Consider the following 19,844-nt stretch of genomic DNA (forward strand, 5'->3'; position numbering starts at 1 on the left):
AGTTATACGGATTGACTGGCAAAAATGCCAGCCATCAGCAGGGTCTTCGGATTGTTCCGGCTCATTTAACGTATTCAATCTCGTTAACGTACCAGCTGGCTTCACCGGCAGGGGTGTTGACCACCGCCAGGTCGCCCACCTCTTTTTTCAGCAGCGCGCGGGCCATCGGAGAGTCGATGGAAATGTAGTCGTTACGGCCAAAGATTTCATCATAGCCGACGATGCGAAAGCGCTTCGTCGCGCCGTCGTCGTTTTCTATTTCGACCCAGGCGCCGAAGAAGACTTTGCCTTCCTGCTGCGGTGAGTAATCAACTATCTTTAAGTATTCGAGGCATTTCGTTAAATAACGGACGCGGCGATCGATTTCTCTTAGCCGCTTTTTATTATATTGATAGTCAGCATTTTCACTGCGATCGCCAAGGCTTGCCGCCCAGGTTACTTTTTTGGTGACTTCCGGGCGCTCTTCGCGCCAGAGATAATCCATCTCTTTTTTGAGCTTTTCGTACCCTTCACGGGTGATCAACGGTGTTTTCATCTTTGAGTGTTTACCTGGCTACCGGGTCATCATTGCGCACAATACGTATTACGTCAGCATACCGACAGAATAAATAATGTGTACTAAGATCCATTGTATACTTAACTCGCTGTTAAATATGCTTTGTAACAATTTAGCCTGGAATATATACCAGATTTAGCTGGTCGTTCGTGTCGGCTTTTTTGAGAATACGTACTGAATAATTGTTGCGAACCTTTGGGAGTAAAAACAATGCAAGAGAATTATAAGATTCTGGTTGTGGATGACGATATGCGCCTGCGTGCGCTGCTTGAACGTTATCTGACCGAGCAGGGTTTCCAGGTTCGAAGTGTCGCTAACGCCGAACAGATGGACCGATTGCTGACCCGCGAATCCTTCCATCTGATGGTGCTCGATTTAATGCTGCCTGGCGAAGACGGTTTGTCTATCTGCCGCCGTCTGCGTAGCCAGAGCAACCCGATGCCGATAATCATGGTAACGGCAAAAGGGGAAGAAGTTGACCGTATCGTAGGGCTGGAAATTGGCGCCGACGATTACATTCCGAAACCGTTCAACCCGCGTGAACTGCTGGCCCGTATCCGTGCGGTGCTGCGTCGTCAGGCGAACGAACTGCCGGGTGCGCCGTCCCAGGAAGAGGCGGTGATTGCCTTTGGTAAGTTCAAGCTGAACCTCGGCACCCGCGAAATGTTCCGTGAAGATGAACCTATGCCGCTGACCAGCGGTGAGTTTGCGGTTCTGAAAGCGCTGGTGAGCCATCCACGTGAACCGCTGTCCCGCGATAAACTGATGAACCTGGCGCGTGGCCGTGAATACTCCGCGATGGAGCGTTCTATCGATGTACAGATTTCTCGTCTGCGCCGCATGGTGGAAGAAGATCCCGCGCATCCTCGTTATATTCAGACCGTTTGGGGTCTGGGCTACGTCTTCGTCCCGGACGGTTCTAAAGCATGAGGCGATTGCGCTTCTCGCCACGAAGTTCGTTTGCCCGCACGCTGTTGCTGATTGTCACCCTGCTTTTTGTCAGCCTGGTGACAACCTATCTGGTGGTGCTGAACTTCGCGATTCTGCCAAGCCTGCAGCAGTTTAATAAAGTCTTAGCCTACGAAGTCCGTATGCTGATGACCGATAAACTGCAGTTGGAAGACGGGACGCAGCTTGTCGTGCCGCCGGCATTTCGCCGCGAGATTTATCGTGAGCTTGGTATCTCACTCTATTCCGACGAAGCCGCAGAGGAAGCGGGGCTTCGTTGGGCGCAGCACTATGAGTTTTTGAGCCAACAGATGGCCCAGCAGCTTGGTGGGCCGACCGAAGTTCGCGTTGAAGTCAACAAGAGCTCCCCGGTGGTCTGGTTGAAGACCTGGCTGTCGCCCAATATTTGGGTGCGCGTGCCACTCACCGAAATCCATCAGGGAGACTTCTCTCCGCTCTTCCGTTATACCCTCGCGATAATGCTGTTAGCGATAGGCGGCGCATGGCTGTTTATCCGCATCCAGAACCGACCGCTGGTCGATCTGGAGCATGCGGCGCTACAGGTCGGGAAGGGGATTATTCCACCGCCGCTGCGTGAATACGGTGCATCGGAGGTGCGTTCGGTGACGCGCGCCTTTAATCATATGGCGGCGGGGGTGAAACAGCTTTCTGACGACCGTACGCTGCTGATGGCCGGGGTTAGCCACGATCTGCGCACTCCGCTGACGCGTATTCGTCTCGCCACCGAGATGATGAGCGAGCAGGATGGCTATCTTGCAGAATCGATCAACAAAGATATCGAAGAGTGCAACGCCATCATCGAGCAGTTTATTGACTATCTGCGTACCGGTCAGGAGATGCCGCTGGAGTTTATCGATCTCAACGCCGTGCTCGGCGAGGTGATTGCGGCAGAAAGTGGTTACGAACGAGAGATCGATACGGATCTGTTCACTGATGAAATTCCGGTACGTGTGCATCCGCTTTCCATCAAGCGCGCGCTGGCCAATATGGTGGTGAACGCTGCGCGTTACGGTAACGGCTGGATTAAAGTCAGCAGCGGTCGTGAAGCGCATCGCGCCTGGTTCCAGGTGGAAGATGACGGCCCGGGCATAAAGCCCGAGCAGCGTAAGCATTTGTTCCAACCGTTTGTGCGCGGCGACAGTGCCCGTACCATCAGCGGAACAGGGCTGGGGCTGGCGATTGTGCAGCGTATTATCGATAACCATAACGGGCTGCTGGAACTGGATACCAGCGAACGGGGTGGACTGTTGATTCGCGCCTGGCTACCGGTACCGGCAAGCCGCGTACAGGGGCCGATGAAAGAGAGTTAAAAAAAACCGCTGGGGGAGACCCCGGCGGTTTTTTCATATTGCATCTGCGTTGGCTTTATTCGGCCATCGCGGTGACGCTTAGCGTTTATTCCACTACAGCTTTGGCCCTGCGCTCACCAGCGCGGCGCCTGCAGGCGTATCGGTGTACTTTTCAAAGTTTTCCGTAAACAGCGTAGCCAGCTTCTCGGCTTTCTCTTGCCACTGCTCTGGCGAACCGTAGGTGCTGCGCGGGTCGAGGATATGGCTATCGACGCCTGGCAGTGCGGTTGGGATTTGCAGGTCGAACATTGGCAGGGTGAAGGTTTCTGCATTATCCAGAGAACCGTCGAGAATCGCATCGATGATGGCACGCGTATTTTTAATCGAAATACGTTTGCCGGTACCGTTCCAGCCGGTGTTGACCAGATACGCCTGGGCACCTGCGGCCTGCATGCGTTTCACCAGCACTTCTGCGTACTGCGTTGGGTGCAGTGATAAGAACGCTGCGCCGAAGCAGGCGGAGAAGGTTGGGGTTGGTTCGGTCACGCCGCGTTCAGTTCCTGCCAGTTTGGCAGTAAAGCCGGAGAGGAAGTGATACTGCGTCTGGTCGGCGGTGAGGCGCGATACCGGAGGCAGAACCCCAAACGCATCTGCGGTCAGGAAGATAACTTTGGTGGCATGGCCCGCTTTCGACACCGGCTTAACGATATTGTCGATGTGGTAAATAGGGTACGAAACGCGGGTGTTTTCAGTTTTGGAACCGTCGTCGAAATCAATGGTGCCATCTTCGCGCACTACCACGTTCTCTAGCAGCGCGTCGCGGCGGATAGCGTGATAGATATCCGGCTCTGCAGCTTCGGAGAGTTTGATAGTCTTCGCGTAGCAGCCGCCTTCGAAGTTAAACACGCCGTCGTCGTCCCAGCCGTGTTCATCATCACCAATCAGACGACGTTTCGGGTCGGTAGAGAGAGTGGTTTTACCGGTTCCGGAAAGACCAAAGAAAACTGCCACATCGCCTTTCTCGCCAACGTTCGCCGAGCAGTGCATGGAGGCAATGCCCTGCAGCGGCAGCAGGTAGTTCATGATAGAGAACATCCCTTTTTTCATCTCGCCGCCGTACCAGGTCCCGCCGATAAGCTGGACGCGCTCTGTCAGATTAAACGCGACAAAGTTTTCTGAATTCAGACCCTGCTCTTTCCACTGTGGGTTAGTGCATTTCGCACCGTTCATCACGATAAAGTCTGGTTTGAACGTCTCCAGTTCTTCATCGGTGGGGCGAATAAACATGTTCTTGACGAAGTGTGCCTGCCAGGCCACTTCGGTGATAAAACGGACCGACAGACGGGTGTCTTCGTTGGCGCCACAGAAGGCATCAATAATGAACAGGCGTTTGCCGGACAGCTGTGTAGAGACCAGGCCTTTAAGATGTTGCCAGATTTCAGGTGACAACGGTTTGTTGTCATTTTTCCCGTTACCCTTATCAGACCACCATACCGTATCGCGAGTTGTCTCATCGCGAACGATATATTTGTCCTTTGGGGAGCGGCCGGTAAAAATACCGGTGTCGACAGAAATTGCGCCCAGACTTGTTAGCACACCGCGTTCGTAACCTTCCAGGTTAGGATCGAGCTCTTCTTGATACAATGTATCGTAGTCTGGGTTATAGACGATATTCTGTACGTCGTTGATACCATAAGCCTTGAGGTCCTGCGGGGTTATACCGTTGCGCATTTCACTGCTCCTTAGCCAATTTGTACTACCATAAATTCTATGGGTATTTCAGGGGTGTTGACCGCGACCAGGCTCATAGATTTACGTATCCCGACAAACGTCTTACTTACGAAAACGTTGTGACTCCTGTCACGAAGCGACAGGGATTATGACAGGAAAACCCGAGTATTTGGCGTGAATGTTCTTAAATGGTTAATAAATGGTTTAACTGACGGCATAAATGTGAAATTAATCGCATTTATGAAAGAAAATTACGTAATGCTTTCATGAATAAAATCGATTCACCTCGCTGAGCGAAATCCGTCTTTTTGATTCTAACGGATACCTAAAATGGCCTTATTCTTTACTTCAGGAACGAGATTATCGATATGGATGCTGTGACTCCTCTTTCATCACCGACGCGTTGGGGCATGGTGATAACGGGCGTAGTACAAGGGCTATTGTGTTATCTGCTCACGGTCTACCTGATTCCGAAAGAGATCGGGTGGATGTATTACGGCCTGCCGGGAAGCCTGGCATTATCTTCTGTACTGCTATTTACCGTTGTCTCCTTCAAACAGCGGGCGTTGTGGGGTTGGCTGGCGCTGATCCTTGTGGTGGTGCTGGGAATGGGGGGATGGCTGAAGAGCAGTCTCAGCGGCGAGACCTGGCGGCAGTACAGCGCCATGTGGAATTACGACTGGTGTCTGCTGCTGATGACGTTACTGGTGCTGCCGTGGATGCAGTATCGCCTTCAACCCCAACCTGGAACAACGCGCTACGCGCACTTCTATACGCAACAGTGGCAAAACACGCTGACCTTACTGCTGATTGCCGTGGCGAATGGACTGGTCTGGCTAATTTTGCTGTTGTGGAGCGGGCTGTTTGAGCTGGCGAATATTACCTTCTTTTCGCGGCTGTTCTTTGAAACTCAATGGTTTGTTTACCTGGTCGTGGGGCTGGTTACTGCGCTGACGGTGATTCTTGCGCGCCAGCAAACGCGACTGATTACCGCCATTCATAAGCTGCTGGCGCTTGTCGCTACCGGCTTGCTACCGCTGGTATCGCTGCTGGCATTGCTGTTTCTGGCCACGCTGCCGTTTAGCGGGTTGGCGGTGATTTCTCAACGAGTTTCAGCCGCCGGGCTGCTCTCGGCGCTCGCGCTGATTCAGCTCCTGTTGACGGCAATGGTCTGGGAGCCGCAAAAATCTCAGCTTCCCTACCCGCAGGCGCTTCGCTATCTGATCCTTGCGGCAATTGCGTTAATGCCGGTCTACGCACTGATTGCGGGCTGGGCACTGTGGCAGCGTATTGGACAATATGGCTGGACGACGGATCGGCTGTATGGCGCGCTGGTGGTAGTGGTGCTGCTAGTGTGGTCGGTAGGTTATCTGGTGAGCCTGTTACGCTATCGCGGAGATCCTTCTGCGTCGATGGGCAAGGTGCATTTGGCCGTATCGCTGTTAGGCCTGGTTCTGCTGGTGTCGCTCTATACGCCAGTGCTTGATAGCTGGCGCATCAGCGTGAACAGCCATATGGCGCGTTATCACAGCGGAAAAATCACTGCGGACCAGGTCAGCCTGTATATGCTTTCACGTAGCGGTAAACCAGGGCGCAAGGCGCTTCTTGAATTACAAAACGATACTGAATTTACCAAAGATGCCAAGCGAGCACGGCTGCTTACGCGCTTGATAAAGGGCGATCTCAGTCCGGTAGAAACACTGACGGCAGCGACGCTGGCGAAAAATGTGCTGGTGGCAAAGGGCAGCTTGTCAGCGGATGACGCGCTATGGGCCGCGGTGATAGAGCGGCGCTATCAGGTTGAATCATGCAACGATATGGATAGCTGCGTGCTGGTGAGTCAGGATTTGAACGGTGATGGCCAACCGGAGCAGGTTCTGTATGCCTTTGGCGATCGCACGGTGCTGGTATTTGGCCGCGGGGAGAAAGGCTGGGAGTTTAAGGCCAGCGCATCGTTGCCCGCAGGGATAACCAAAGCGACGTTGCTGGAGGCGGTGAAAGAGGGCCGCGTAGGGGCCAAGCCAAAAGCCTGGCGCGACATGACGCTGGGAGATGAGACGGTGGTGCTAGAGTACCGGCGGTAGTGTGGGCGACCCGCCACAATAGAAAAAGGCGCCAATGGCGCCTTTTTTATCGTCCGACGAAGCAACGCCCGCCGGAGTGGGGACGAACTTAATGAACCTGCGGATCGGCCGGAGAAGCGTTGTGACGGATCTCCGCAATGTTCATGGAATTGAACACGTAGTGGCTGCCGCAGTAATCACAGTGCATGTCGATCTCGCCTTCTTCTGCCAGGATGCTATTAATTTCTTCATCCGGCAGCGTTCTCAGCGCGTCGGCACAGCGTTCGCGTGAACAAGTACACTTGAATTCAACGCCCTGTGGATCGTACAGCGTGACTTCTTCTTCGTGGTACAGACGCCACAGCACATCGTTGGCCGGCAGCGTAAACAGCTCTTCGGCTTTGATGGTGTCGGTCAGTGCCGCCAGGTGTTCGAAATCTTCCGGCTGCGCGTTTTGCGCTGGCATGACCTGCAGCAGCATACCGCCCGCAGCAGGTTTGCCTTCTGACTCACCGGTACGGATGATCAGACGCGTTGGCAGCTGTTCGGAACGCTGGAAGTAATCTTCCAGGCACGCCGCCAGCGTATCGCCTTCCAGACCCACCACGCCCTGATAACGCTCACCTTCCGCCGGGGAAATGGTGATAACCAGATAGCCGTTGCCAATCAGCGTTTTCAGGTCAGCATCTGCTGGAATATCGCCCTGCACGCGCGCAACGCCGCGCAGCTGCTGGTGATTGTTGCCGTTAATCACCGCCAGCGTCATCGGGCCATCGCCCTGAAGCTGAACGGTAATATCGCCTTCGAATTTCAGCGTAGCGGTCAGCAGGCTGGTGGCGACCAGCAGCTCTGACAGCACGTTTTTCACCGGCTGCGGGTAGTTGTGGCCAGCCAGGATCTGTTCGAGCGTTTCGGATACGGTGACCAGTTCGCCACGCACGGCATAGTTTTCAAACAGATAGCGATGTAATTGATCGTGTTGAGTCATAATTTTCTCTCTTGGGGTGGCAGTTATTCACTGTCGCCGTATTTAAATCTCATCAGGTCGCGCCGCTCCTTTTTATCCGGTCGTCTGTCCGGATGCGGCATCGTCAGCGCATTGAGCTTGCGCGCGAGCGCGACTTTTTCGCGCTTCTCGATACTTTCCGCCGTCTCTTCATACAACACTACGGCTTCTGTCGCCGGGCGTCGCTGTTCCGTGATGGCTTTTATCACCACGGTGCGTTCATCATTTCCTTGACGAAGCGTGAGCTGGGCGTTGAGTTCGACCACTTTGCTGGGCTTGCTGCGCTGCCCGTTGTAGTGGACTTTACCGCCTTCAATCATCTCTCGTGCAATGGCGCGGGTTTTATAAAAACGCGCGGCCCAGAGCCATTTATCCAGCCTGACGCCTTCGATGGACTTCTCTTTCACGGTTACTCCTTCACGTTAAGTGAGGGGATCAAACGACGATAATCGTTAAGCGCGGGATGACGCAGGTACTGCTTTTCCGCCAGACCCGAGTCGGGATTGGAGACACCGAGGCAATAGCGGATCCCAAAGTGGGCGGCAGCGTCCAGAATCGGCTCGCTATCGTCGATAAACAACGTGCGTCCGGCTTCCAGACCCGTATGTTCCGTGACTGCCTGCCATAACCGCTGATCCTCTTTCGGATAACCAAATGTATGGGTGGAAAGTAATAAATCAAGGTGCGAGTCCAACCCGGTGTGCTCAAGTTTTACCGCCAGATTGTGCGGGTGAGCGTTGGTCAGCAGAATACGCCGCTTGCCGCTGGCCTTGAGGGCATCAAGGAAGGGGACGGTATCATCACGCAGCGCCGCGCGTGGACCCTGCTGGCTGGTCATGGCACAAATATCCAAACCCAGGCGCTCGCTCCAGTAGTCCAGGCAGTACCAGTTTAGCGTATGTTGCACCGCATGATACTCCTGACTGATGGCCACCTGAGCTGCCTGAGGGCTGATACCCAGCTTCGCACCGTAAGTTTCCGGCACCAGTTTCTGCCAGAAATAGTTATCGAATGCGAGGTCAAGAAGGGTGCCATCCATGTCCAGAAGAACGGTATCCACCTCTTGCCAGGCGATATCAAAATGCATGGTGAGTCTCCAGACGGAAGAATTGCGCGACAGAGTAGCACAACCTGTCGCGCGGTGTGATGGGGCTTAGTTCGTCGGGAAGTCCGACTTAAAGTTATCCGCGGCTGGGAGCAGGACGGGATTGATGCAGCTTTCGTAGTATTTCTGAATATCCGCCAGACGTTCCCGATGGCGCTGATAGCGGCGAAGCGCCTGCACTCCGTTGTAAATTGCGCACACAATCATCGCCAGCATCAGCAGCGTGGTTTCGATGTAGTGCCACAGCCCGCTGCTGTCCGGCATCCGGTGCAGGTTCACGTGCTGCGTGCCGTTGGCATCGGTGAAGACATTGGTGACAATCCCTTCGGCGCGGAATGGAGTATGCATCAGCATGCCAGCCAGCCGCTGGAATTCATCCCATTGCTCACGCGCAGGATAATCATACAGGCTGGTAGAAGGGTACGGCTGGCTGACCAAATCACTGCCTTCATCGCTGGTAATCAGAAAACCGCCGGGAGCCGGGCTGTTCAACGACTGCGCCGCGCGTGCGGTTTCGCGCAGGATGAACGGAGCCGTGGAGGTATCAACCAGATTATCCAGAGACTCTGCGCTGACCGGGCGTAGCAGGACGTTCACGCCGTCGAGCTTGCCGGAGTTGGCGCGCTTGACCAGCGCATCCCAATCGCGGGTATTGCCGAGGTTCACCAACGCATTTTTCAGCCGCACACAGTCGTCGGCGGCTGCGCACAGATCTTTGGTCTTCAGCACGATATCGGCGAAGTCGTCGAGCAGCACCATCCCTGATTTTTGGATGGCTGAGCGCAGGGCCGGGCTGACGCGAGAATCATCATCCGGCGTTGGGTGCAGTTGTCGACTGACGGCCTGGACCAGCGCGGTGGCTTTATTGACGGTTTCCGATTCCGGAAGCGGCAGACGAGGCGCGTCGTTCCAGATTATCTGCGAGCAGTCAAACGGCAGGAACGGCGAGTTTTCCTGGGCAGTCCAGGTCCCCGGGGAATGAATGTTACACATCCCGGTGCCGCGGATGTGCAGCGTATCACCGACGCGAATTCCCGCTTGCGCCAGCTGGCGTACGTCGCTGGCTTCAATGGTTTGCGCACCTTTGAGCCAGGAGAGAGTAAATTTGAATGGCATATTCAGCGGCACGCTGACCCACATCATCACCACTACCAGTAGCGCGCCGCAGCCGATAACCATGCTGCGAAGCCAGTGCTGAAGCGGGAAATTTTTAACTTCATCGTGCAGGGAGAGAAAACGTCCCTGACGCACAACGTGCCTGTCCAGGTAGATATCGATATCGGTTTTCTGCCCCAGATCCTGAGCAACAAACGGCTGCCAGTGACGCGGATAGATGAGGTCGATTATGCCCAGGGAAATATTGTTGATCTGCTCTTGATCGTTTTCACCAAACAGCCCCCAGCGCTTTGGTGTGCCGCGCAGGCAGTGGATCTCGCGCAGTGATGATTTGGTCGGCGGTGCAAACAGTCCCCATAGCCCACCGCATAGCATGAGCACGGCTCCGCATAAAATCCATGGGCTAAATACGACAGGTGAAATCAAGCTACAGTAAAAGAGCAAGAAGGCGGCCGCAATTAGCAGGGCTTCTCGCAGACCGTCCGGGCGGCTGAGCGCGTGCTCTTCGTGGGTTTCCTGACGAATATTTAGCAGCTCTATCTGCTCGCTTTCTTCGCCGCGGATGGAAGCCTGAGTTGAGGATGAGGACTCGAGTACGAACTGTCTGTTTTCCTGAGAGTAGGCTTTGAGCGAGTGGCCATTCAGCGTAATCACCAGTGGCATATCGTCAGTAACGATAAGCTCAATGCTGTTTTCATCGGTGATGTGCTGCTCCCAGAACGGCGGCAGGTGAACTTCCACGGAGTCGAGGAAATAGCGCCATTTATTAGGGTCGTCAGTGGTGATGCCGTAGCGCGTAATGGCGCGGGTCAACCGGAAAACGGTGTGGCTTTGGGCGCTGAGCGTCAGCGCAGCAGGCGCGATGGTTGCTCCAGAAGCCGGTACCTGTCTGTCACGGTTGAGATCGCCGAGGTAGTTTTCAACGCCCTGACGTTCTTCATCGGTCAATTTACGTGTCGTTGCGCCTGGGAACAGGTGCAGCCACGGAAGTTGCAGACGTTTAGTCCTTTTACGAAACAGCCAACCGACCAGCACGGCGCAGATCAGTATCGCTATGGTAAAGATCATCAGTGTGCCCATGCTTTTCCCATCATACTTATATTAGAGGTCTCTTTAGTTGCCTGCTTTTTGTATAAACCATTGGCACGTATTGCAGAGGTTATCAATTGAGAGCTTATAGACTCCCGCAACACGTAAGCATAACAAACCCATAGCGCGTCGAGTATCAGTTAATTCCCAATTGTAATTCAACCTCTTGACATTTATCCATAAATGAGCGATGAGAAGTAAAAGGTTGCAACAATGTAAATAAAGCGCTTTATGCATTGCTGGAACCGCATACCTATCGCACAATGATAAAAGTCCCTACAGCAAAGATCCCGGCCCAATGAGCAAATCATTACAGAAACCCACCATTCTTCATGTTGAAACCGTCGCGCAGTCTCGTCTTTTTAATGTGGAAAGCGTTGATTTAGAGTTCAGCAATGGCGTACGTCGCGTTTATGAACGTATGAAGCCGTCCTCGCGCGAAGCGGTGATGATCATGCCCATTGTCGACGATCACATCATCTTGATCCGTGAGTATGCGGTGGGCACTGAATCCTATGAGCTCGGCTTCCCGAAAGGACTTATCGATCCTGGTGAAACGGTGATGGAAGCGGCCAACCGCGAGCTGAAAGAGGAAGTGGGTTTTGGCGCCCATCAGATGGTGTTTCTCAAAAAATTGAGCATGGCACCGTCCTATTTCTCCAGCAAAATGAATATTGTGGTGGCGGAAAATCTCTACCCAGAATCGCTGCCTGGCGATGAACCGGAACCTCTGCCGCAGGTGCGCTGGCCGCTCGCCAATCTGATGGCGCTGCTGGATGACCCTGATTTCAGCGAGGCGCGTAACGTCAGTGCGCTGTTTCTGCTGCGCGAGTGGCTGCAGGCGCAGGGGCGTTTTTAAGGCACGTATCCACAATAAAAAAGGCGCCGAGGGCGCCTTTTTTGTCACCAGAGCAAACCTCGCTCGGGTGGAACTGGAACTGCCACATAAACTGGCAGCCCTCCAGGTTTGACTAGAACAGCTCGTGGGTTTCCCCGTTATCAATAACCTCAGTACCCACTTCATGAACCGCCTGCTGCGTTGGCTGCGTTCCCTCAATAAAGTACTCCTGACGGCTGCTGCCACCGTTGGCTAACTGCCCGGTGTTGCGGTCAATATTGACCGTGATGATACCCGGTGGCGGGGTCAGCGGCTCAACGGGAACGCCGGCCAGAACCTGCTTCATAAAGGCATCCCATGCGGGTTGTGCGCTCTTCGCGCCGCCTTCGTAGCCGGAGATCTGATCTTTAATCGCCCCGGATGCGCTGGTACGACCCAGATCGCGGCGGTGATCGTCAAAGCCAATCCATACCGACGTCACCACACCCGGACCATAACCGGAGAACCAGGCATCTTTCGAACTGTTGGTGGTGCCGGTTTTGCCGCCGATATCCTGACGCTGCAGGTCACGGCCAGCACGCCAGCCGGTGCCCTGCCAGCCCGGTTCACCAAAGATGTTGGTGTTCAGCGCGCTCTTAATCAGGAACGACAGCGGCGTATTGATCACGTGCGGAGCGTATTCCTGGGCGTTGTTTTGTGCGACCAGCTGCTGATTAGCTTGCTCAAGCGCTGGCATTGGCACCACTGAGTTACGTGGTTCCTGGGAGACGGCAACGTCTTCAACGTCATTGTTTTCCAGGACGTTAGACTTTGGTGTATCGCCGTAAATGACCGGCAGATTGCATTCGGCGCAGGCAATTTTTGGCTTCGCCTCAAACAGCACGCCATCCTGATCGTTCTCAATCTTACTGATGTAGTAAGGGTCAACCAGGAAACCGCCGTTCGCCATTACCGCATAGCCGCGAGCGACCTGTAGTGGGGTAAACGATGCAGAGCCGAGCGCTAGCGACTCGGTATGCACGATGTTACTTGCCGGGAAACCAAAGCGCTGCAGATACTCAGCCGCGTAGTCGACGCCCATGGCGCGCATCGCGCGAACCATCACCACGTTCTTCGATTGCCCCAGACCCTGACGCAGACGAATCGGCCCGGCATACTGCGGTGGGGAGTTCTTCGGCTGCCAGTCAGAACCGGCGCCGGCATCCCAACGGGAGATAGGGACATCGTTCAGCATGCTGGCGAGGGTTAACCCCTTGTCCATGGCGGCGGTGTAGAGGAATGGTTTGATATTGGAACCGACCTGGCGCATCGCCTGCGTGGCACGGTTAAACTTGCTTTGGTTGAAATCGAAACCACCGACCAGCGCAATAATGGCGCCGTTTTTTGGGTTAATCGATACCAGCGCGGAGTTGACGTCAGGAATCTGCCCCAGCCACCAGCTGTCACCGTTTTGACGCACCCAAATTTGTTGTCCTGCCTGAACCACATCCGTGACTTTGCGCGGCGTCGGGCCTTGCGCCGTATCGGAACGATAAGGACGCGCCCAGCGCATGCCTTCCATGGTTAACGATACTGACGTGCCATCGGCTAGTTTAGCGGTGGCTTCTTGCGGATTGGCCGCTGTCACAACCGCTGCTTGCATCGGGCCATAAGACGGCAGTGGTCTGAGCGAGGCGCGGATTTTCGCGCTATCCCAAGCGGGTTCGCCAGTTTTCCACAGCACGTTGGACGGGCCGCGGTAGCCGTGACGCATGTCGTAATCCATCACGTTATTGCGCAGCGCCTGTTGGGCCGCCTGCTGGTTCTTCCGGGTGATGGTGGTGTAAACGCGATAACCGTCTTCGTAGGCCTGTTCACCGTACTGCTTCACCATATCCTGACGTACCATTTCGGTGAGATACGGCGAGGAGAAGGCGATTTCCGGCGCGTGATAATTGGCATCAATCGCTTCGCTACGCGCCTGGTCGTACTGCTGCTGGCTGATATAGCCTTCGCTCAGCATGCGCGACAGCACGACATTACGACGCGCGGTAGCACGGTCCATCGAGTACAGCGGGTTGAACGTCGATGGTGCTTTTGGCAGACCGGCGATCACCGCTATCTCGCTTAGCGAAAGCTGGTCGGCGGGTTTACCAAAGTAAACCTGCGAGGCCGCCCCCACGCCATAAGCGCGGTAGCCGAGGTAAATCTTGTTCAGATACAGTTCAAGAATTTCATCTTTACTCAGCAACTGCTCAATGCGGATAGCAAGGAACACTTCCTTTATTTTACGCATCAGCGTTTTTTCAGGGCTGAGGAAGAAGTTACGGGCGAGCTGTTGGGTAATGGTACTGGCACCCTGTGACGCATGGCCGTTGACCAGCGCTACGCTTGCAGCACGGAAGATCCCAATTGGATCAATCCCGTGGTGCTCGTAGAAGCGGCTATCTTCGGTCGCAATAAACGCCTTCACCATCACCGGCGGGATCTGGTCAAGGGTCATTGGGATACGACGTTTCTCGCCATATTGCGCGATCAGTTCGCCGTCCGCGCTATAGACCTGCATTGGCACCTGCAGGCGCACGTCTTTGAGCGTAGCTACGTCTGGCAGCTGCGGCTCAATATATTTGTAGAGGCCATAGATCGAGCCTGCTCCCAGCAGAATGCAACAGACTGCAAGGATGAATAAATACTTTACGAACTTCACCGGAGATTTCCCATTGAGTGTCATTTGGGCAGTTTATAAACAAACGCGCGGTAGTATAAAGGCAAGCCTGAATCATTGATATAGCCGTCATTATCATGGCGGCGTAAGGATAATCGTGAAATGGCTTTCAAATATTGGCAAGTGGGTATTCATCTCCAGCAAGAGAATGTCTTCATCGTTGCACTTCAGCATAGTCGAAATAGATGGTCGCTGAAGCGCTGGTGGCAACTGCCGCTGCCGCCAACCACCTCTTCACAACAGGCGGATGATGCGCTGCTGGTGGTTCTCTCTTCCTGGCGGCGCGAACTGCCCTGGCAGCATGCGGTTAGCATCGCGTTTCCCGCGCATCGAACATTGCAGAAAACCCTACCGCGTGCGGCGATGACGCTGCGGGAAAGCGAACAGTCTGCATGGATTGCCAGCGCAATGTCACAGCAACTGGAGATGTCACCCGCTTCTTTCTGCTTTGATTACCATTCGGCGGATGAGCAAGGGCACTGGAACGTAACTGCCGCCCAGCAGCAGGATGTTTTACGTCTTCAGCGACTGGCGAAGATTCTACGTCTCCAGATTGCGGCTATCACTCCGGACGCCTGCGCGTTACAGGCATTTCTGCCGTACCTGGAGATGGGCGACGCGGTATTGGTCTGGCGCGACCAGGCGCAGTGGCTATGGGCCAGCCGGGAAGGTTGGGGGTATGAGCCACAGGACCACGCCGCATCACCGCTGTCGCTCGGCGAACGGCTCGGCGTTGAACCACAACGGCTGGTGCACTGCATGGCGCAAGCTGGTGATATCCACGGTTTCGACCCTTGGGAGGCCGTCACCCAGAAACAGCCGCCACTTCCCGCCTGTGGTGATGATTTCGCGGTGGCCATTGCGCTGGCGATGAGAGTGTCATGGTGATGACGGCAAGCGTAAATTTTCTGCCCTGGCGGCGCATCCAATTTTACCGAGGCCTACGGATCTGGGGGCTACGGGTTTGCAGTAGCTGGCTGGTGTGTGGCTGCCTGACGTTTTACGCCATCCTGAACTGGCAGGTGGAGCAGCGAATGAACGAGCTTCACGTATCGGCTGAGCGACAAATTCGTCAGCAGATGTCGCGCTGGGAGCAACGGCTTAACGTGGATGCACAGCAAAGAGCGCAGGCTCAAAAACGTCGGGCCGCCAGGCAAGCGACTCAGGCCTGGTCATCGCGGTTTGAGTCGCTAGCGGAACATCTTCCGCCGCAGGCCTGGCTTAATGAATTGACCTACCAGCGTGGCGCGCTGTCAATTTCGGGAGTGCTGACACCGTTTTCCGCACTGACGAGGGTGGACCGCCAGCTCCAGAGTATTTCAGGTTTTTTACCCGGTAAAGCCGGAAAGATTCAGCGCAATAGTGAGGGGTATTGGCAGTTCCAATATCAGCTACCGGAGGAGGCGACGTATGCAGCTCCCAGATAGTTGGTTGAGGATTTCATCGACGACGCTCATCGCTGGAGGGGCATGCGTTGCCATTCTGCTCGGTGTTTATGCCGCTTATGCGGTTGGGCATCAGGCATATCAGCGGGTGTCAAAAAGTCACCAGTCATGGCAAACCGGACGGGTACACAACGCGGAGAGCTGGCGTCGGATGATGCAAATAAAGGCCGCAGCGCAGCGCGAAACAGAGCTGGGCGATGCGCCGCTGATTCCATTCTCTCCGGTGGATTTACAGCGTGAGGGCGTCCGGCTGGTGAGCTGGGTGCCTTCAGCTGTAGGAGGGGAAATGTCGCTGGAAGCCGACTGGCAGCAAGTCCCCGCTACGTTTTCAATGCTGGCCGAGCGCGGTATGCAGGTTATCGCCTTCTCCCTGAGTCCCGGAAACGGTGCACTGAACTTCAACCTCCAGTTGGTACGAGATGATGAACCCTAGCCGCCGGTGGTTTTTATGCCTCATCGTCCCGCTGATTTGCGGTATGCGCGATCCTTTTGCACCGGTTGTCGATACGTGTCAGACGGCTCAATTTCCCCTATGGCACTACCGCGGTGTAACGCAATCAGCGGAGCGGTTGATTGGCATTGTGCAAAACGGTGAAGGCAAATGGCAGCGCATTGAGCAGGGAAAGCGGCTCAATACGGGTTGGCGGGTCAGTGAAATAACGTATGACAACCTGACCGTCGATGCTGGAGAAGGCTGCGAGCCACGATATGGACAATGGAAAAGACAAGGAGATCGTAATGATAAAAAGGATAAGTCTACTGATGCTTCTGGCCGCGCCGCCGTTGAGTCCGGCGAAAAACGTCACGCTGGTGGTTGACGATGTACCGGTAGCACAGGTGCTTCAGAGCCTGGCGGATCTGGAACAGAAAAACCTGGTGATAGCCCCGGACGTTCAGGGCGTTGTCTCGCTGCAGTTGCGTAATCTCCCCTGGAAGCAGGCATTACAAACGGTAATCACCAGCGCAGGGCTGGTGCAGAGCCAGGAGAACGGTGTTTTGTATGTACACGCGAAAGGCTGGCGTGAAGAGGAGAGAGCGCGGGCGGAAGCGGAGAAAGAGCGGCGTCAGTCAGCGTTGCCGCTTAGTAATAGCAGCGTCGTGCTGAACTATGCCGATGCTGATGAATTGGCGAAGTCCGGAATGAAACTTCTCGGCAAACGGGGAAGCCTGACCGTGGATAAGCGGACTAACCGGCTGCTCGTGCGCGATGATGGTGAGCATCTTGCGGCCTTTGCCGCATGGGCTCACGAGATGGATATTCCTGTCGGTCAGGTGGAGTTGGCGGCGCATATTGTGACGATTAATGAGACGAGCCTGCGGGAGTTGGGGATCAAATGGAGCCTTGCGGATGCCGAAGGAGCAACTGGAGCGGGAAAAATAACCACATTAAGCAGCAATCTCTCGGTCGCCGATGCCACCACGCGTGTCGGTTTTAATATTGGCCGTATTAACGGAAGGCTGCTGGAGCTTGAGCTTTCCGCTCTGGAGCAAAAGCAGAAGGTCGATATTATCGCCAGCCCACGGCTGCTGGCGTCGCATTTGCAGCCTGCAAGCATCAAACAGGGTAGTGAAATCCCTTATCAGGTATCGAGTGGCGAAAGCGGTGCCACCTCGGTGGAGTTTAAAGAAGCGGTGCTGGGTATGGAGGTCACGCCGACGGTTTTGCAAAACAATCGTGTGCGCCTGAAGCTGCGGATCAGTGAAAATATGCCGGGGCAGGTGCTGCAACAAGCCGATGGCGAAATTATGACTATTGATAAGCAGGAAATTGAAACACAGGTCGAAGTGGTCAGCGGCGAGACGTTGGCGCTGGGCGGTGTCTTCTCACAGAAGCATAAAAATGCCAGCGATAGCATTCCGCTGCTGGGTGATATCCCTCTGTTAGGCCATCTTTTTCGCCACGACGGCAAAGATAATGAACGGCGTGAATTGGTGGTGTTTATTACCCCGCGTATTATTTCTGCACAATAGCAGCCGATAAACAGGACTATTTAGGGGGGAAGGAGTGCCCCGGGTTTGACGTGGGACCAGATTTAGCATACAAGGAGTACCGATTTGAGTGTCACTGATACCATCTCGTCTCATGCAGTCTGCTGATTTAATCTGTTGCCAAACCAGTCGTAGTATTGAGATAATTTTCAGTCTGACTCTCGCTCTATTGCATAAGAGGTTTCAGTTCATGTCCTGCGACGCGCGATCGACTGCGGCGCGGATTTATCATTAACGAATAGTCTTAGTAGTACCAAAAAAATGGCAGAGAAACGCAATATCTTTCTGGTTGGGCCCATGGGTGCCGGCAAAAGCACTATTGGGCGCCAGCTGGCTCAACAGCTCAATATGGAATTTTACGATTCTGATCAAGAGATTGAGAAACGAACAGGCGCTGACGTGGGCTGGGTCTTTGATGTCGAAGGCGAAGAAGGTTTCCGTGACCGCGAAGAAAAAATCATCAATGAGTTAACGGAAAAGCAGGGCATCGTTCTGGCAACAGGCGGCGGCTCTGTAAAATCACGTGAAACGCGCAATCGTCTCTCCGCTCGTGGTGTCGTCGTTTATCTGGAAACGACCATTGAAAAACAGCTAGCACGTACTCAGCGTGATAAAAAACGCCCGCTGCTGCAGGTTGAAACACCGCCACGCGAGGTGCTCGAGGCGCTGGCTGATGAACGTAATCCGCTGTATGAAGAGATTGCTGACGTCACCATTCGCACCGACGATCAGAGCGCAAAAGTTGTCGCCAACCAGATTATCCATATGCTGGAAAGCAACTAATACTGGCCCGCAAGGTAGAACGCCAGCGAATCTAAGTCACTAAGGTGGACGTCGCGTTATGGAGAGGCTTACTGTAACTCTCGGGGAACGTAGTTACCCGATAACCATCGCGGCTGGTTTGTTTAACGAGCCAGCTTCCTTCTTACCGCTCAAGTCTGGCGATCAGGTTATGCTGGTCACCAACGAAACGCTGGCACCTCTCTACCTGGACCAGGTTCGTTCCGTGCTGGAGCAGATTGGCGTGAAAGTTGATAGCGTCATTCTGCCGGACGGCGAACAGTATAAAAGTCTGTCGGTCATGGATACCGTCTTTAGCGCGCTTTTGCAAAAACCGCACGGTCGTGACACCACACTCGTCGCATTAGGCGGCGGTGTGATTGGCGACTTAACCGGTTTTGCTGCGGCGAGCTATCAGCGCGGCGTACGCTTTATCCAGGTACCTACCACCTTGCTGTCGCAGGTGGATTCTTCGGTTGGCGGCAAAACCGCGGTCAACCATCCTCTCGGTAAAAATATGATCGGTGCATTCTGGCAGCCAGCGTCCGTCGTGGTTGACCTTAATTGCCTGAAAACGTTGCCGAAACGTGAGTTATCATCCGGCCTTGCTGAAGTGATTAAATACGGCATCATTCTTGATGCACCGTTCTTCGACTGGCTGGAAGAGAATATCGATGCGCTGATGGTGCTCGATGAAAAAGCGATGGCGTACTGTATTCGCCGTTGCTGTGAGCTGAAAGCCGATGTTGTCGCTGCCGACGAGCGCGAAACCGGGTTACGTGCTTTACTCAATCTTGGACATACATTCGGTCATGCGATCGAAGCTGAGATGGGTTACGGTAATTGGCTGCACGGTGAAGCGGTTGCTGCCGGTATGGTGATGGCGGCGCATGCCTCCGAACGTCTGGGGCAATTTGCTGCCAAAGATACGCAGCGCATTATCACTCTGCTTAAGCGTGCGGGTCTGCCGATTGCCGGGCCTCAGGAAATGTCAGCAGAGGCCTATCTGCCTCATATGATGCGAGATAAAAAAGTCCTGGCGGGCGAGATGCGGTTAGTGTTGCCGCTGGCCATCGGGAAGAGTGAGGTACGCGGTGGCGTATCCCACGATGTGGTTCTTGGCGCTATCGCTGATACTCAGCGGGCGCAAATATAAGAAAGGTC

General features: G+C 54.4%; 18 protein-coding genes. 11 read left to right on the forward strand and 7 right to left on the reverse strand.

Features of this window, described 5'->3' with window-relative positions:
- Nucleotides 1-61: 61 nt before the first annotated feature.
- Nucleotides 62-535, reverse strand: a complete 474-nt coding sequence (greB, locus tag ABOC97_RS19820) for a transcription elongation factor GreB (protein ID WP_234502651.1) — start codon at nucleotides 533-535, stop codon at nucleotides 62-64.
- A 231-nt stretch (nucleotides 536-766) separates the two neighbouring features.
- On the opposite strand from greB, the gene ompR reads away from it, so the two are divergent.
- Both ompR and envZ read left to right on the forward strand, forming a co-directional pair.
- Complete coding sequence (gene ompR / locus ABOC97_RS19825; RefSeq protein WP_001157751.1) at nucleotides 767-1,486, forward strand: osmolarity response regulator transcription factor OmpR; 720 nt, start codon at nucleotides 767-769, stop codon at nucleotides 1,484-1,486.
- A complete protein-coding gene (envZ, locus tag ABOC97_RS19830) occupies nucleotides 1,483-2,835 on the forward strand; it encodes a two-component system sensor histidine kinase EnvZ (RefSeq protein ID WP_349601093.1) in 1,353 nt (450 codons plus the stop codon). The genes ompR and envZ overlap by 4 nt, the downstream gene beginning before the upstream one ends.
- A gap of 93 nt (nucleotides 2,836-2,928) precedes the next feature.
- On the opposite strand, the gene pckA is transcribed toward envZ, so the two are convergent.
- Nucleotides 2,929-4,545 carry a phosphoenolpyruvate carboxykinase (ATP) gene (gene pckA, locus ABOC97_RS19835; RefSeq protein ID WP_349601095.1) on the reverse strand — a complete coding sequence of 539 codons (1,617 nt, stop codon included), beginning with the start codon at nucleotides 4,543-4,545 and terminating at the stop codon, nucleotides 2,929-2,931.
- A 368-nt stretch (nucleotides 4,546-4,913) separates the two neighbouring features.
- Here pckA and ABOC97_RS19840 point away from each other — a divergent pair, with 368 nt between their 5' ends.
- Nucleotides 4,914-6,629 carry a DUF4153 domain-containing protein gene (locus tag ABOC97_RS19840; RefSeq protein ID WP_349601097.1) on the forward strand — a complete coding sequence of 572 codons (1,716 nt, stop codon included), beginning with the start codon at nucleotides 4,914-4,916 and terminating at the stop codon, nucleotides 6,627-6,629.
- A gap of 88 nt (nucleotides 6,630-6,717) precedes the next feature.
- Here ABOC97_RS19840 and hslO read toward each other — a convergent pair whose 3' ends face one another.
- The 4 genes from hslO to ABOC97_RS19860 all read right to left on the reverse strand — a co-directional run bounded on the left by hslO (nucleotide 6,718) and on the right by ABOC97_RS19860 (nucleotide 10,915).
- A complete protein-coding gene (gene hslO, locus ABOC97_RS19845) occupies nucleotides 6,718-7,596 on the reverse strand; it encodes an Hsp33 family molecular chaperone HslO (RefSeq protein WP_349601099.1) in 879 nt (292 codons plus the stop codon).
- Nucleotides 7,597-7,619: 23 nt separating this feature from the next.
- Nucleotides 7,620-8,021, reverse strand: coding sequence for a ribosome-associated heat shock protein Hsp15 (gene hslR / locus ABOC97_RS19850; RefSeq protein ID WP_349601101.1), 402 nt, complete (start codon nucleotides 8,019-8,021; stop codon nucleotides 7,620-7,622).
- Between the two features lie 2 nt (nucleotides 8,022-8,023).
- Nucleotides 8,024-8,701 carry a GMP/IMP nucleotidase gene (yrfG, locus tag ABOC97_RS19855; protein WP_349601103.1) on the reverse strand — a complete coding sequence of 226 codons (678 nt, stop codon included), beginning with the start codon at nucleotides 8,699-8,701 and terminating at the stop codon, nucleotides 8,024-8,026.
- A 66-nt stretch (nucleotides 8,702-8,767) separates the two neighbouring features.
- A complete protein-coding gene (locus ABOC97_RS19860; protein ID WP_349601105.1) occupies nucleotides 8,768-10,915 on the reverse strand; it encodes an intracellular growth attenuator family protein in 2,148 nt (715 codons plus the stop codon).
- 307 nt (nucleotides 10,916-11,222) lie between these two features.
- Here ABOC97_RS19860 and nudE point away from each other — a divergent pair, with 307 nt between their 5' ends.
- On the forward strand, nucleotides 11,223-11,783 hold the full coding sequence (gene nudE, locus ABOC97_RS19865) for an ADP compounds hydrolase NudE (protein WP_349601107.1): 561 nt from the start codon (nucleotides 11,223-11,225) through the stop codon (nucleotides 11,781-11,783).
- Between the two features lie 112 nt (nucleotides 11,784-11,895).
- Here nudE and mrcA read toward each other — a convergent pair whose 3' ends face one another.
- The gene (gene mrcA, locus ABOC97_RS19870) at nucleotides 11,896-14,448 is read right to left on the reverse strand and encodes a peptidoglycan glycosyltransferase/peptidoglycan DD-transpeptidase MrcA (protein WP_349601109.1); all 2,553 of its coding nucleotides are present in this window, start codon (nucleotides 14,446-14,448) and stop codon (nucleotides 11,896-11,898) included.
- Nucleotides 14,449-14,568: 120 nt separating this feature from the next.
- Here mrcA and ABOC97_RS19875 point away from each other — a divergent pair, with 120 nt between their 5' ends.
- The 7 genes from ABOC97_RS19875 (at nucleotide 14,569) to aroB (ending at nucleotide 19,836) form a co-directional block, all read left to right on the forward strand.
- A complete protein-coding gene (locus ABOC97_RS19875; RefSeq protein WP_349601111.1) occupies nucleotides 14,569-15,354 on the forward strand; it encodes a pilus assembly protein in 786 nt (261 codons plus the stop codon).
- 146 nt (nucleotides 15,355-15,500) lie between these two features.
- Nucleotides 15,501-15,893: a PilN domain-containing protein gene (locus ABOC97_RS19880; RefSeq protein ID WP_349601113.1), complete on the forward strand. Its 393-nt coding sequence runs from the start codon at nucleotides 15,501-15,503 to the stop codon at nucleotides 15,891-15,893.
- Complete coding sequence (locus ABOC97_RS19885; RefSeq protein ID WP_349601115.1) at nucleotides 15,877-16,344, forward strand: HofO family protein; 468 nt, start codon at nucleotides 15,877-15,879, stop codon at nucleotides 16,342-16,344. The genes ABOC97_RS19880 and ABOC97_RS19885 overlap by 17 nt, the downstream gene beginning before the upstream one ends.
- 43 nt (nucleotides 16,345-16,387) lie before the next feature.
- Nucleotides 16,388-16,729, forward strand: coding sequence for a HofP DNA utilization family protein (locus ABOC97_RS19890; protein ID WP_349601117.1), 342 nt, complete (start codon nucleotides 16,388-16,390; stop codon nucleotides 16,727-16,729).
- The gene (hofQ, locus tag ABOC97_RS19895; protein ID WP_349601119.1) at nucleotides 16,650-17,882 is read left to right on the forward strand and encodes a DNA uptake porin HofQ; all 1,233 of its coding nucleotides are present in this window, start codon (nucleotides 16,650-16,652) and stop codon (nucleotides 17,880-17,882) included. The genes ABOC97_RS19890 and hofQ overlap by 80 nt, the downstream gene beginning before the upstream one ends.
- Before the next feature lie 279 nt (nucleotides 17,883-18,161).
- On the forward strand, nucleotides 18,162-18,683 hold the full coding sequence (gene aroK, locus ABOC97_RS19900) for a shikimate kinase AroK (protein ID WP_035892101.1): 522 nt from the start codon (nucleotides 18,162-18,164) through the stop codon (nucleotides 18,681-18,683).
- A gap of 58 nt (nucleotides 18,684-18,741) precedes the next feature.
- Nucleotides 18,742-19,836, forward strand: coding sequence for a 3-dehydroquinate synthase (gene aroB / locus ABOC97_RS19905; RefSeq protein ID WP_349601122.1), 1,095 nt, complete (start codon nucleotides 18,742-18,744; stop codon nucleotides 19,834-19,836).
- The last annotated feature ends 8 nt before the right edge of the window (nucleotides 19,837-19,844 follow it).

This window comes from Kluyvera huaxiensis (genome assembly GCF_040149365.1).
Classification (GTDB): Bacteria; Pseudomonadota; Gammaproteobacteria; order Enterobacterales; family Enterobacteriaceae; genus Kluyvera; species Kluyvera intermedia_A.